Below are 14,227 nucleotides of genomic sequence, written 5' to 3'. Positions count from 1 at the left end.
ATTTCCAAATTCAAATCATAAGTGAGCATGATTAATATAAAAAAATACGCAGCAATAGATATCGGTTCAAATGCCATGAGGTTGCTGATATCTAACGTTGTAGAACAAGAAGGAAAAGAGCCTCAGTTTAACAAAAGTTCCCTTGTTCGTGTGCCAATACGTTTAGGACAGGATGCCTTTACGGTTGGTGAAATTTCTACAGAAAATATAGATCGAATGGTAGATGCTATGAAAGCATTTAATCTTTTGATGAAAGTACATAAAGTCGAGCGCTATATGGCGTTTGCAACTTCGGCAATGCGTGAGGCTTATAATGCCAAAGAGGTTGTAGCGATCATTAAGAAAAAAGCCGATATCAAAATCGAAATTATAGATGGAAAAAAAGAAGCGGCCATCATTGCTTCTACAGATTTACATCATTTGCTTAAAACCGATGAAACCTATCTTTTTGTAGATGTGGGTGGTGGAAGTACAGAGTTTACCCTTTTCTCTGATGGTAAAATGATTAATTCCAGATCTTTTAAAGCGGGTACGGTGCGTTTACTAAATAATATGGTACACGAAAGTGTTTGGGACGAAATCGAAAAATGGATTAAGACCAACACAGCTGATTACGATGAAGTAACACTTATTGGTTCTGGAGGGAATATCAACAAGCTGTTTAAAATGTCGGGTAAACAACAGGAAAAACCGCTTTCGTATATTTATATCAACTCGCAATACGCTTTTCTGAATTCATTAACGTATGAACAAAGAATTGCTGAATTAGGACTGAATTCTGACCGCGCCGACGTAATTATTCATGCTACCCGAATTTATCTCAATGCAATGAAATGGAGTGGAGCACGACAAATTTATGTACCTAAAATTGGACTTTCAGACGGAATTGTAAAAGCGATGTATTATGGCAAAATTTAATTTAGAAAATGAATAAAACCAGATTCGAAGCTTTTAGCGATGGTGTTTTGGCTATCATTATTACGATAATGATTTTAGAAATAAAAGTACCTCACGGAGAAGAATTTTCAGATTTAAAACCCTTAATTCCTAAGTTTTTAAGTTATGTTTTAAGTTTTATCTACGTTGGGATTTACTGGAATAATCACCATTATCTGGTGCATGGTGTTTCTAAAGTCAATGGGAAAATTCTATGGGCCAATCTGCATTTACTTTTTTGGCTATCGCTTATTCCTGTAGCGACTGGCTGGATGGGCGAGCATAATTTTGCAAAAGCTTCTATGACTTTGTATGGAATTGTGTTGCTTTTTTCTTCTATTGCTTATTTTATTTTGCAGAGAATTATCATCGTAAATGAAGGAGATGGTTCTGTATTAGCTAAAGCAATAGGAACTGATTTTAAAGGAAAACTATCTACCTTTTTATATCTCGTAGGAATTGTTTGTTCGTTTTATAACGAATGGATTTCTGGAGGTTGCTATTTTGTAGTAGCCTTATTATGGCTCATTCCTGATAAAAGAATTGAAAAAGCTTTAAGTAAGTAAATCCAAACCAAAGGTAGAGCGTAAAAGCTCAATATTAGGATTTATTTCTTTCAGGCGATTGTATCTGTCCTGATCGTTAAAACTGCGTCTGACTTCGATAGTTTCGTTTACCACAACTTCTATCGTGATGTCATGATTGTGCAAATGTCCTTTTAAATGCCCTAAAAGGCCGTGAATCTGACCTTCAAAATCTAGTTTCGAACCCTCATTGGGTAATTCCAAAGTAATGACTGTGCCGTTTAATGTAGGGTCGTTAATAAGCAATAACGATTCCATGATCTTAAACCCTTTTTCGCCCAAACGCTGAGCATATTTATTCCATTGCAGCAACATTTCGGTCTCGGTAAAGGATTCCGTAGGTAAATTGGTTGTTGGTTTTACGTAGGATTTACTGCTTTCTTCCAATGCTTTTTTGGCACGAATACTCGCCAAAGAAAAAGCAGAAACTTTAACTTCTGTTTCTTTGTTTTCAGTTTTCGGTTGTGGGTTTTGAGTTGTTGGTTGTGGGTTGTGGGGCTCTGTTGTACTATTTTGAGTACTATTTACAGCAACCTTTTCAGTCTCAATATTTTTTATATTGGAAATTTCACTTTCCGGGTTTGGAATTTGGGATTTTAAATTTAGGATTTCACTTTCGGCTTTGGGCTTTGGGCTTTGGACTTCAAGAATAGAATATCCTGAATTTTTAAAATAAGTTGGCGGAATTATATATTGCTCAACTTTTTTTTTTCTCCATCAAAAGTGATAGAGGCTAATTGCATCAGACATAATTCGACCAAAAGTCGCTGGTTTTGACTTAGTTTGTATTTTAAATCACAGTCGTTAGCAATATCAATTCCTTTTAATAAAAAGGCCTGCGAACATTTTTGCGCCTGTACATGATACATTTGCTGTGCTTGCTCACCCACTTCTAATAAAGCAATTGTAGCAGGCGTTTTGCTTACCAATAAATCTCTGAAATGCGAAGCCAGACCTGCAATAAAATGATGTCCGTCAAAGCCTTTTGATAAAATATCATTGTAAGCCAGTAAAAGCTCCGGAATTTTATTTTCTAAAAGTAAATCGGTAATGCTGATATAGGTTTCGTAATCTAAAACGTTTAGGTTTTCGGTTACGGCCTGACGCGTTAAGTTGGTTCCGCAATACGAAACTACACGGTCAAAAATCGATAAAGCGTCGCGCATTGCACCATCTGCCTTTTGGGCAATGATGTGTAGAGCATCGTCTTCAAAATTAATTCCCTGACTTGCTGCAACTTCGGCCAAATGTTCTTTAGCATCTTTTACCGTAATTCTTTTGAAATCAAAAATCTGGCAACGGGATAAAATCGTTGGAATGATTTTGTGCTTTTCTGTTGTTGCTAAGATAAATATAGCGTGTTTTGGCGGTTCTTCTAATGTTTTCAAAAAAGCATTAAAAGCAGCCGAAGACAACATATGAACCTCGTCGATAATATAGACTTTGTATTGCCCGGTTTGTGGCGGGATTCGAACCTGATCGATCAGGTTACGAATATCATCAACCGAGTTGTTCGAAGCGGCATCTAACTCAAAAACGTTAAATGCAAAATCTTCGTTGGGGTCATCGTAGCCAGGCTGATTTATTTTTCGGGCCAGAATACGGGCGCACGTTGTTTTTCCAACTCCACGCGGACCAGTAAATAAAAGGGCAGAAGCAAGGTGATTGCTCTCAATGGCGTTCAATAAAGTGTTGGTAATGGCTTTCTGACCTACAACATCCTTAAAGGTTTGTGGGCGATATTTACGAGCCGATACTACAAATTGTTCCATATTCTTTTTATTCGATAGCAAATATAGGCTGAAAATTACCAAATCACAAATCTGAAATCAACAAATCTGAAACGGTTTTTTGAGTGGTTTGAATATGAGAAAGTAAGATGAATTTTTTCTATAGTTGTGGTGATAATGGAACGTGGATGACACTGATTCGCTAAAGCGAAAACGCAGATTTTAACGGATTTTTTTTCTATAAATATTTCATCCCGCTGGGGTTTTTATGTGAACGGTTATTTTCTTTGCTATAAATATTTCACCTCGTTGGGGTTTTTATGAATGGATATTTGCTTTTCTGAAAGGGTTTTTCAAGAGTTTAGAGAGATTTTATTTTCAACATTTTTCCTCAACAGATTAAGAAAATGTTGAGTTATTTGAGTTGCTTTTCTTCCTGAAAACAATAAAAATCAAAATGGAGAGTAATACAATAATTAAAAACAAAAAGATAGAAATGTACTTTGCATACTTTACAAGTTCTGAATCTGTTTTTTCTTTTTGCGATATTGAATTTTGCGCAGATTTATATGCTCTTAATTGTTCTAGTTGGTAGAAGAATGTGTAAAGTGTTTCATTATTTATTTTTAAATTTAAAATATCATTTTTTAATGAATCTGTCTTTGTGATTTTTTCACCATAAATTTTTGCAATAGGGATGGGAGGTAGGAATCCAGGAGGTATTTCCATTGTTTGAGAAGGTAAACAATAACTGAGACTTATTGTATTGTCTTTATTTATATTTGCATATACTATCCACAAATCTTTTTTAAAAGGTTCGATTTCACAATTATTTTGTAAGCCTTTACCATGAATAATTTTGGATTGATATTTTCCTTTAAATAATTCAATTATTCTAAAATCGTATGTGTATTGAATGGTATCTACCCTAATTAATTCTCCATAAAAAACAATGTCGGAATTTTGAAGTCCTTTTTGAACCATTGTTTCTTTTTGATGCGGAGGACAATCGCAAGAGAAGGAATAATTAAAAAAGCAAAAAAATACTAAAACGAAAATAGCTCTTAATTTCATAAGTTCGGTTTTTACTACAATAATACATTTTTAAGAGAAGAGTCTAACAATTTTAAAATGTATTATTTTAGAAAATTTCTAAAACTATTCCAAAGGCTAGTGAAAATTCAAGTCTGGAACTTCAATTTTCAAGTGATTCACTCACATTTTGAAGTTCTGAATATGAAAATTCAAGTCGGGAACTTGAATTTTTAAGTGATTTACTCACATTTTGAAGTTCTGAATATGAAATTTGAAGTCTGGAATATGAAAATTCAAGTCTGGAACTTTAATTTTCAAGTGATTCACTCACATTTTCAAGTTTGGAATATGAAAATTCAAGCCGGGAACTTCAATTTTCAAGTGATTTACTCACATTTTCAAGTTGTGAATATGAAAATTCAAGTCGGGAATTTGAAAATGTAAGGAATGAATATGAATTTTGCTTAAAGTGCAGCTCGTGTGAGGGATAGGAATAAGCTACCGAAGTAGCATGGATAGCCCGACAGCAGCCCGGCAAGAGGGCGTATAAGCGCAAAGAAGGTTGGCCCTCTTGTCGGGATGGTGGCACACCCTGATGCGGATTATGGACATAAAAACAATAACTAAACTTTAATCCCGAAACTGTTCGGAAATCGAATTTGGGATGCTATTTTTGCTTTTAGAAACGGAATATAATAATGCACCCAATTTCGTTGTTTATACTAAAATTTAAAACCTACAAAATACAAATATGACACGAGAACATTATATTCCTTTTAATAAGGAATTCTTACTCGATCAACAAATTGCTGCTTTCCAGGCTGATAAAAATAAGGTTGATGATTTCAGAAAATTATTTGATATAATTGAGCATTATTATCATTATGAGGCCTTTAATCTTAACCGAAACCTAAAGCAAAATTATGCCTTATTTGATCCAGATTTAAGTCCGAAAGAGCGTGAAGTCTTTAGAGGTAAAAGTGATTTTTTAGTCTTTAAGGAAACATTGCTAAAAGTACTGGAACAGGGTAATTACAGGCGAATTGATCAGGAAACACTGGATAAGGCTTTTAAGGATTCGGATTTGATAGGGTTGAATTTGTCTATTGATTTTAATGCTTTTAAGGATTACGAATTGTATGTTCGGGGCCATCATAAAGCGAAAGAAAAGGTTACAAAATATATTTTCTGGAAGAAAAAAATAGAGGTTGAATATTATGATCGGGTGATGATTTACCTGAATTATAACGATGCGGATTTTCTGAAAGAAAGGAAGGTGAAATTAGGGAAAATGCCAATTGATCCAGAAGCCATAGTGCTAAAAATCTTTAAGCGTGTTCCTAAAAACGATCTCGAAACGATATTTCCTAATGCGATTCCGAAGATGTCCACTACAGATAAACTGCTTTTTTGGGTGCCGGGTATTTTTGGAGGGGTTTCGTTATTAAGTACCAAGGTAATTCCTGCTTTGGTTGCGATGTATGCGGCTTATCAGTCGAGGGAGACTATTGATTTGTTGAACAGTAAAGCGTCTCTAAATCAGGGTTTGATTGCGTTGGGAGTGTTGTCGCTGTATTTATTTCGCCAGTACAGTACTTTTGTAAACAAGAAAATCAAGTATTCGAAAATGCTGTCGGACAGTCTTTATTTTAAAAATTTAGGTAATAATAGCGGTGCATTTTATTCTTTGTTAAACTCATCTGAAGAAGAAGTTTTGAAGGAAACTATTTTGGTTTACAGTTTTTTATACAAAAGTACAGTTCCTTTGACTGCTGAAGAGCTTGATGATCAGATTGAATCCTGGTTTTCTAAAGAACTAAAAACGGATCTTGATTTTGATGTAACCGATGCACTGATAAAATTAAAAAATATTGGTTTAGGTATTGAAACAAACGGAAAATGGGAAGTTATTGCGCTGGATAATGCCCTGGTAAAAATGGATGAGTTATGGGATGGTGTTTTTGATTACAATCAGAGGTAATGTTTTATGTTGTGACTGATGGGAAATATATAAATTTCATAATATTAGAATGTAAAACTTTGATTTTTAATTTATTAACTTTAAATGGTTAAATAATTAAAAAATAGTGTTATGAAAATTAAATCGATTTTATTAGGAATGAGTCTTGTGTTTTCCTTGGTAGCTTGTGGTCCTAAAGACGCAGATATTCAGGAGGAAATCGCTTCGCAAACGGTCAATTTTCCACAGGTTTCAGTAACGGTTAAAGATGGTGTTGCGACTATTTCAGGAATTTGTAAAGATGATGCTTTGAAGCAAAATGTAGAGGGTATTGTTAAGGGTACAAAAGGAGTTAAATCTGTGGTGAATAACTGCGAAATTCCAGCTCCGGATCCTGTTGTAGAGGCTCCTGTAGAAATTAATCCGGATAGTGTTCTGAACACTTCGGTAAATGAAGTGGTGAAAGCGTATAATGGCGTTAGTTTTACGGTGGTAAACGGTGTGGTGACACTTACCGGAAACATTAAAAGAGAACAATTGCCGTCTTTGATACAAAGTGTACAGGAATTGAAACCTAACAAAGTAGAAAATAAGTTAACTATAAAATAAGAGATCATGAGTTTACTGGATAAATACAAAGAGTTAACGGATTTGGCTCACAATTTAGGAGTAGCCAATTTACAGGTTAGGGAGCAGGACAATGTTTTGTATCTGGATGGAACAGCAAAATCTGCAGAAGATAAAGAGAAATTATGGCAGCTTTACGGAAAATTAGATCCTGATTTTAGAGCGTCTGATGCGGTTATAAACTTTGCGGTAGCCGAGGGTGCCACAACAGAATATACGGTTCAGAGTGGTGATTCATTATCTAAAATTGGAAAAGATCACGGTGTTTCCTGGCAGGCTATTTTTGAAGCCAATAAAGATGTTATTAAAAATCCCGACCTGATTCAGCCAGGCTGGAAACTGAAAATACCAACAGCGTAATGTAAATGAGTTGTTCTGAAAAGTCTTTCCTTGCGAAGGACTTTTTTTGTTGTGTATTTTTGTTTCATTTCGACGAAAGAGCATCGGATATAAATTCTCTTTCGTCGAAATGAAACACTTTGTTAAAAAACTCCTGAAAATTTACCTCCCCTTAATACTCAAATCAAATAAAAACTTTGCGGTTTCCTGATCTGAGTCGGCGGAGAAGCCAGCGACATAAACACCTTTTTTGCCTGATGTTGATTTAATTCCGTAAACAACTGCCTCATCGCCTGGGTCTGATTCCCCTTCGTATCGATACACATGAACAATTTCAAATTTCTCAGGATTTTTTTTAATCATGTCTGCATTTCGATTAAAATCACAAGTAAATCCTTTTTCATTCAATTGATCTAAAGCTTTTGAAACAGTTGCGTAATGATACATTTTAGTCATAGTAATTGAATTTTAAAAATTAGGATTTTAAAGATAACCATTTTAAAATTAAATTGTTACGAAATTGATGCTAAAATCTAAAATTTAAAAGTTCGGTTCTTCGTTTATAAATTGCTACTTTTGCCGCGCAGACCGCCTTATCGTCGTCCTGATTCGTTGGGAGGGAGGAAAGTCCGGACACCACAGAGAAGCATAGCGGGTAACGCCCGTCGGTGTTAGTAATAACGCAAGGACAAGTGCAACAGAAAGTATGTACAGGTAATGCTGTAGTGAAACCAGGTAAACTCTATGCGGTGAAATACCAAGTATATCAGCATTTAAGGGCTTCTCGTCCGTTGTTGAAGGGTAGGTAGCTTGAGTTCCGCAGTAATGCGGAATCTAGATAAATGATAAGGCTCTGATTTATCAGAGACAGAATCCGGCTTATAGGTCTGCATTTTTTATATATTTGTGAAAGTCTCTAACTTTCTTTCATGAAAACCACCACTTCTAATTCTTCTAGAAAAGCAAAAAAAAGCACTTTCAAAACGATTATAACCAATCTTACTTTTTGGGTATTGATTGCTATCATTGCCGGTATTTTGCTCGGACATTTTTCGCCTGAAAATGGGGTAAAAATGAAAATTGTGGGACAAACCTTCATCGATATTATTAAGCTTTTTATAGGACCGATTATATTTCTAACGATTGTATTGGGAATTTCCGGAATGGGAAATTTAAAAAAAGTAGGCCGGATTGGAGTGAAAGCCTTAGCCTATTTTGAAGTGGTTTCAACCGTCGCTCTGGCAATTGGAGTTGCTATTGCCTATCTTTTTGAACCTGGAAAAATTGATAAATCAGGATTGGCTTTGCAGGATGCCAGTGAATATACCAAAAATCCTTCGGCAGATTTTTCGTGGCTGCAGTTTTTTCTATCCAATTTTACTTTGCAGGTTTTATTAGCAGCCATTGTATGCGGTATTGTATTGAATTTCTATAAAAAACGCGAACAAACGATTTTGGTTTTAGAAAGGGCTTCAAAAGTGGTTTTCTTCGGATTAAAATATGTCATGTATCTGGCTCCTCTTGGTGCTTTTGGCGGAATGGCTTATACCATCGGGAAGTTTGGTTTGTCAACACTTATTCCGCTTGGAAAACTGATGTTATGTGTGTATGCTACGATGTTTTTGTTTGTATTTCTAATTTTAGGAAGCATTCTGAAATATTATAAAATCAATATTCTTTTGATTTTAAAATACATCAAAGAAGAACTTTTATTGGTACTCGGCACTTCTTCATCCGAAGCAGCTTTGCCCAGTATCATGGTTAAACTGGAACAAATGGGCTGCAGTAAATCGGTGGTGGGTTTGGTGATTCCTACGGGTTATTCGTTTAATCTGGATGGAACTTCGATTTACCTGTCGATGTCCGTTATATTTCTGGCGCAGTTGTATGATGTACATTTGAGTTTTTTCGAAATTCTGAGTGTGATTGGTATTCTGATGATTACTTCGAAAGGTGCTGCAGGCGTTACCGGAAGCGGGTTTATAGTTTTGGCATCGACTTTGACAGCCATTCATAAAATTCCCGTTGAAGGACTGGCTTTTTTGTTAGGTGTAGATAAGTTTATGAGCGAAGCCAGAGCGATTACCAATTTGATTGGAAATACCGTGGCTACAATTGTAATTTCTAAAACCGAAAGAGATTTTACGGAGCTGAATTTGGAACCAATTGTTGAGGAGTAACTTGGTCTGATGGAATGCGGATGACACGGATTCGCTAAAGCGAAAGCGCGGATTAAAACGGATTTTTTTATCATCCCGATTCGAAAGTTGGTGGGGACGATTGTAATTTCTTAAATAATAGATTTTTTGTTTTTTTAATTAGGCAAAGGCTCAGAGGTACAAAGTTTTTTAAAGCGTTTGACAACCTTTCCTTTGTATCTCTGAACCTTTGTTCCTTTATATCTCAAAAAAATTAAGCTTCGTCTTTTGTAGTTCGAACCAAACTGATACCTGACATAAAAAATACGATTCCTAGTATGCCATAAATAACCAGCGATTTAATATCTCTGGTTTCGCCTGTCGTTCCAGCAAATATAACTGCTGTATAAATAAGTCCTACGATTCCAAGAACGGTAAGTAATCCTCCGAAAAATCTTTTTAGATTCATGATGTATGTTTTTAATGTTTCATTACAAATGTATTGTCATTATAGCTTTACAACGTTACATAATTGTTCATCAAAACTTATATCATTCGCAGGCTCAGGCTATTTTGAAATTTTAAATTCTAAACCAATACTTCGTACTGTTTCAATACTAATCTTAGGATCAGCACTAAAATATTTTCTGAGTTTACTGATAAAAACATCCATGCTTCGGCCGGAAAAATAATCGTCTTTTTTCCATACAGACATTAGAATTTGTTCTCTTTTTAATAACTGATTATGATTGAGATATAAATACTCAATAAGAGAAGCTTCCATTTCTGTAAGTTGGTGAATCAAATCCGGATGACTGAGTGTTAAACGTTTACTGTCAAAAATATACGAACCAATTTCGATATTATCAATTCCGTGTAGGGTTTTCTTTTGCTCCATTCTTTTTAAGATATTCTGAATGCGCAGTATCAGTTCTTCAGCCTCAAAAGGTTTTGCGATATAATCATCGGCACCCAATTTTAATCCGATGATTTTGTCTTCTTTTAATTTTCTGGCAGTCAGGAATATAAAAGGGGTTTCAGGGTTGATTTTAATGACTTTTTCGGCCAATGAAAATCCGTCAAGTTTCGGCATCATCACATCAAAAATACAAATATCATAGGTGTTGTTTTTGAAGAATTCTAAGGCCTTTTCGCCATCTTCTGCCCACGTAACTTCGTAATTGTAAAGTGACAAATATTGTTTTAAAACATTTGCAAAATCAATATCGTCTTCGGCTAAAAGAATCTTTTTCAATGGTGAATTAAACTTTAAAATTAATAGTAAACACTGCGCCTTTGCCCAAATCACTTATTACTGCAATGGTTCCCTGATGCGCTTTTATAATTAGATCAACATAATATAATCCTAATCCAAGGCCTTTTGTATTGTGCAAATTTCCCTGCTCTACGCGATAAAATTTCTCAAAAAGCAAAGGTTGTTTGGTTTTCGAAATCCCAATTCCGTCATCCTGAATACTTATAGAAAACTCATTTTGAATGTTTTTTGTCGTCAGGCGAATGGTATTCGAGCCATATTTTACAGCATTTTCGAGTACATTCAAAATTGCAGTTGTCAGGTGAAATTTGTCTAAAACCAAAATAGTTTTTTCCGTTTGAAAATCAGTTTCAATCGTAATTTTCGGATTACCAATTTTAAAATCTTCAATAATCGCTTTTAAAAATTCTTCACTATTTATTTTTTCTTTTTGAAGTTCGATTTCGTTTTCGGCCAGTGAATTCGCCATTACCTGATCGATTAAATTTTGTAAACGATTGTTTTGCCGTGAAATAGTATTGACAATCGCAGTAAAATTTTCATCATTATCGCGAATGTTTTTTTGCTCTAAAATTTTAGTCGAAATACCCAGAGTAGCTAAAGGTGTTTTGAGTTCGTGTGTAATATTGTTGATGAAATCGGTCTTGACATCGCTTACTTTTTTTTGTTTGATTAACGCTTTAATAGCAATTACAAAAAGCGTAATCAGCGTTAAAATAGAGAGCAAAGACAAAATCAGGATGAAAGTCATTCGTCTCAAAATAATCATTTCCCAGTCGATTACAGAAACGTACATGGAGTCTTCGGTCAATAATTTATAATCCTGATTTTCAAAGGAACCATTAGTTGTTCCTACATAATTCCGAACTAAAAAGGATTGATTTAAAGAGGCTAAATTCCCGTATAATTTATTCTGAATAAAAGGTTTCTCAGAGAAAATTGTATCTGCTTTCTTGAAGTTTTGGTAAAAAATAAATTTATTCAAAACAATGGCAAAATCTATTTTAAGATTGGGTAAATCCCGTTCCAATTTTTGCTGAATTTTCAATGTTAACGCATCTCTGAATTCATTTTCCAGAATGGCTTTTTTTAATTGAAATTTGGTAGTTTTTCCTTGAAAAAATTGTTCCGCTAATCCTTTATAGAGTAATTCCTTTTTTGAAATCAGAGCCGAGTCAATATCATTGTAATTGTTCGTAATCTGCGCAATTTCATTTTTGATTTCGGTGTGAAATTGTGCCACTTTATAATCGTAAGTCGTTTTTACCAAATAACATTGCACCGTCGATAAAACGAGTAGCGCAAGCACTGAAAATGCGATTAATAAATTGATTCTTTGTTTCATATCAAAAAGAAATTCTGTTCAAAAATAAAGCTTTTAGAATACAATTTTAGCATTAACTCCGCATTAACCTTCAATTAACTTTCAGACGCCTTTTTTAGAAGCATTTTTGCAGCAAATCAATCTAACTTTTTTAAAATTCAATTTATATGGCTTCAAAAATGATCTTATGGATACTGTTGTTTCTCTTTTCACTTATTGGATATTCCCAAAATGAAACGGCCAAAGACAGTGTGTCAACTCAATTGAATGAAGTTGTGATTAGCCAAAACAAAAAAGCATTTTCTTACCAAAACGGTAATGTAAAATTGGATGTAGCCAATTCGATTTACAATGTAATTCCGAATACTTTAGATGTATTATCAAAAATGCCTTCCGTTCAGATTAGCGCTGATAAAGAAAGTATTTCAATTATCGGAAAAGGAAATCCGCTGATTTATATTGACAATCAAAAAGTAGGAATGAACGATTTGAATGCTTTGGCTGTAGCCGATATCAAAACGATTGAAATCATTCAGAATCCATCTGCAAAATATGAAGCCGAAGGCCGCGCAGTGATTTTAATTACAAGAAAATTTAGCAAAAAAGATGGCTTTCAGACTTCAGTTTCAGAGGTCGCATCTTTCAAAAAAGAGTATAATAATTATTTGGGATTCAATTCAAGTTTTAAAAAAAAGAAGATAGAATGGAAAACTAATTTCAATTACAATCAGTTGCAGCCCTGGGAAGGGCATAGTATAAATTATGAGATTGTAGATGCAGCTATTCAGTCTAATTATGATGTTGTTGCCAATACTAAAAGAACGCAGTTTATTTTTGGCGGTGGTATGTTTTATAAAATGAATGACGATGATTATGTTTCGTTCAACGTGAGTGGCAAGCTGCAAAACGGACCTTTTGATATCATCACTTCTACTTATAATAAAAAGGAAAATGTAGAAAATTACGTTTTAACTTTTGGTGATAATACAAGCAAAAAGAATTTTGTAAACTCGTTTCTAAATTATTCAAAGAAAATAAAAGCTATTGATACGCAGGTTTTTACCGGTTTTCAATATTCTAATTTTGATCAGGAAGAATGGAGTCAGATGAAAAATAATTTCAATAATACTCAATTCGAATTGGCGCAAAATCGTAATCAGCTCTTTAATGTTACTGTTTTTTCAGGAAGAATTGATGTAAAAAAAAAGTTTAAAAACGAAATGAAATTTGAGTTTGGCGGACTTTATTCTGATGCGAATTCTAAATCAGATTTTGATTTTTTTGATTTTGAAAGTAGCACAAATACAGCCAATCATTATGATTTTAAAGAACAAAATATTTCAGGATATAGTCAGTTTTCCGGAAAAATAAAAAAGATTGATTTTTCGGCAGGTTTACGAGTTGAAAACACCCATGTAAACGGAAAATTTAGTACAGATGAAACACCTTTAATCCAAAAGAATTACACCAATTTATTTCCGAAAGCACAGCTTAGCTTTGCAATTGACAGTTCAAAAAATATAAGTTTCAACTATGCCAGAAGTATCGCCAGACCCAATTATTCGTCTTTAAGCCAGGGTTCAACGTATATTAATCCGTATTTTTTGTACGCGCGAAATATCAATTTAGATCCCACAATTACTAATGAAGTTTCTACTGCTTTTCAGTATCATGACAAATCGATAAAAGTAACTTACTATACGATTTCGAATGCTGTCGAAGGAAGTTTTTCGTATGACAGCCAGCAAAATAGTATGACTTTTAAAGATGTGAATTACGACAAAGAAACCGGTTTTAATATAGAAATAACGGCTCCATTTACCTATAAAATCTGGACTTCAACCAATTCTCTAATTTTTGTAAAAAATAAAATTGTCGATGATGCTGCAGTTTTTAGAACTGTAAAGCCTTATTTATATCTTTCGTCTAATCAGGAGTTCAGGCTCCCAAAAAGATATGCTTTTGTGCTTAATTTTTGGGGTTCTACCAAACAGAAAGAAGGTGTTTTTGAACGAAGTGCTATGTTTATAACAGATGCATCAGTTTCGAAAACTTTTTTCAAAAATTGGAATTGCACTTTGAGCTACAATGATATTTTCAAAAATACTATTTTTAAGGAGCAATTTACCGTCAATGGCGTAAGGTCAAATTCGAGATATAGGGTTGATTCTAATGAGTTCTCGATTGCCATCAAATATTCTTTTGGGAAAGTTTCGTCAGCTGAATTTAAAGGGAAAAATATAGATGAGAACGAAAATCGCATTCGATAAAGGAAAAT

Annotated in this window: 14 protein-coding genes and 1 other RNA gene; 8 read left to right on the top strand and 7 right to left on the bottom strand. The window is 34.2% G+C overall.

Annotated features, from left to right (window positions below):
* Positions 1–27: 27 nt before the first annotated feature.
* Both GON26_RS02345 and GON26_RS02340 read left to right on the top strand, forming a co-directional pair.
* Positions 28–918: a Ppx/GppA phosphatase family protein gene (locus GON26_RS02345; RefSeq protein WP_160373102.1), complete on the top strand. Its 891-nt coding sequence runs from the start codon at positions 28–30 to the stop codon at positions 916–918.
* 8 nt (positions 919–926) lie between these two features.
* The gene (locus GON26_RS02340; RefSeq protein WP_160373101.1) at positions 927–1,502 is read left to right on the top strand and encodes a TMEM175 family protein; all 576 of its coding nucleotides are present in this window, start codon (positions 927–929) and stop codon (positions 1,500–1,502) included.
* Here GON26_RS02340 and GON26_RS02335 read toward each other — a convergent pair.
* The 3 genes from GON26_RS02335 to GON26_RS02325 form a co-directional block, all read right to left on the bottom strand.
* Positions 1,491–1,934 (bottom strand): DNA polymerase III subunit gamma/tau, encoded by a 444-nt coding sequence (locus GON26_RS02335; RefSeq protein ID WP_230407885.1) that lies wholly within the window; start codon positions 1,932–1,934, stop codon positions 1,491–1,493. The two genes, GON26_RS02340 and GON26_RS02335, sit on opposite strands and share 12 nt — an antisense overlap.
* Positions 1,935–2,206: 272 nt before the next feature.
* A complete protein-coding gene (gene dnaX / locus GON26_RS02330; protein WP_160373100.1) occupies positions 2,207–3,292 on the bottom strand; it encodes a DNA polymerase III subunit gamma/tau in 1,086 nt (361 codons plus the stop codon).
* A 357-nt stretch (positions 3,293–3,649) separates the two neighbouring features.
* Complete coding sequence (locus GON26_RS02325) at positions 3,650–4,324, bottom strand: hypothetical protein (RefSeq protein ID WP_160373099.1); 675 nt, start codon at positions 4,322–4,324, stop codon at positions 3,650–3,652.
* Between the two features lie 712 nt (positions 4,325–5,036).
* On the opposite strand from GON26_RS02325, the gene GON26_RS02320 reads away from it, so the two are divergent.
* From GON26_RS02320 to GON26_RS02310, 3 genes are all read left to right on the top strand, one after another.
* Positions 5,037–6,266 carry a TMEM143 family protein gene (locus tag GON26_RS02320; protein ID WP_160373098.1) on the top strand — a complete coding sequence of 410 codons (1,230 nt, stop codon included), beginning with the start codon at positions 5,037–5,039 and terminating at the stop codon, positions 6,264–6,266.
* Positions 6,267–6,377: 111 nt separating this feature from the next.
* Complete coding sequence (locus tag GON26_RS02315) at positions 6,378–6,854, top strand: BON domain-containing protein (RefSeq protein ID WP_160373097.1); 477 nt, start codon at positions 6,378–6,380, stop codon at positions 6,852–6,854.
* A gap of 6 nt (positions 6,855–6,860) precedes the next feature.
* A complete protein-coding gene (locus tag GON26_RS02310; protein WP_160373096.1) occupies positions 6,861–7,232 on the top strand; it encodes a LysM peptidoglycan-binding domain-containing protein in 372 nt (123 codons plus the stop codon).
* 141 nt (positions 7,233–7,373) lie between these two features.
* Here the strand turns inward: GON26_RS02310 and GON26_RS02305 are convergent, their stop codons facing one another.
* Complete coding sequence (locus GON26_RS02305; RefSeq protein WP_160373095.1) at positions 7,374–7,667, bottom strand: SH3 domain-containing protein; 294 nt, start codon at positions 7,665–7,667, stop codon at positions 7,374–7,376.
* Positions 7,668–7,791: 124 nt separating this feature from the next.
* Here GON26_RS02305 and rnpB point away from each other — a divergent pair.
* Both rnpB and GON26_RS02295 read left to right on the top strand, forming a co-directional pair.
* Positions 7,792–8,109, top strand: an RNA gene (gene rnpB / locus GON26_RS02300) — RNase P RNA component class A.
* A 31-nt stretch (positions 8,110–8,140) separates the two neighbouring features.
* Positions 8,141–9,391, top strand: coding sequence for a cation:dicarboxylate symporter family transporter (locus GON26_RS02295; RefSeq protein WP_160373094.1), 1,251 nt, complete (start codon positions 8,141–8,143; stop codon positions 9,389–9,391).
* A gap of 232 nt (positions 9,392–9,623) precedes the next feature.
* Here the strand turns inward: GON26_RS02295 and GON26_RS02290 are convergent, their stop codons facing one another.
* The 3 genes from GON26_RS02290 to GON26_RS02280 all read right to left on the bottom strand — a co-directional run bounded on the left by GON26_RS02290 (position 9,624) and on the right by GON26_RS02280 (position 11,970).
* Complete coding sequence (locus GON26_RS02290) at positions 9,624–9,818, bottom strand: hypothetical protein (protein WP_160373093.1); 195 nt, start codon at positions 9,816–9,818, stop codon at positions 9,624–9,626.
* A 99-nt stretch (positions 9,819–9,917) separates the two neighbouring features.
* Positions 9,918–10,604 (bottom strand): response regulator transcription factor, encoded by a 687-nt coding sequence (locus tag GON26_RS02285; protein WP_160373092.1) that lies wholly within the window; start codon positions 10,602–10,604, stop codon positions 9,918–9,920.
* Positions 10,605–10,611: 7 nt separating this feature from the next.
* Entirely contained in the window at positions 10,612–11,970 is a 1,359-nt protein-coding gene (locus GON26_RS02280) for a sensor histidine kinase (protein ID WP_160373091.1), read from the bottom strand.
* A 146-nt stretch (positions 11,971–12,116) separates the two neighbouring features.
* On the opposite strand from GON26_RS02280, the gene GON26_RS02275 reads away from it, so the two are divergent.
* Positions 12,117–14,219 carry an outer membrane beta-barrel family protein gene (locus tag GON26_RS02275; protein ID WP_160373090.1) on the top strand — a complete coding sequence of 701 codons (2,103 nt, stop codon included), beginning with the start codon at positions 12,117–12,119 and terminating at the stop codon, positions 14,217–14,219.
* Positions 14,220–14,227: the final 8 nt, after the last annotated feature.

This window comes from Flavobacterium hydrocarbonoxydans, from assembly GCF_009789235.1.
In the GTDB taxonomy this organism is placed as follows: Bacteria; Bacteroidota; Bacteroidia; order Flavobacteriales; family Flavobacteriaceae; genus Flavobacterium; species Flavobacterium hydrocarbonoxydans.
This window is presented reverse-complemented; position numbering and strand designations above follow the sequence as displayed.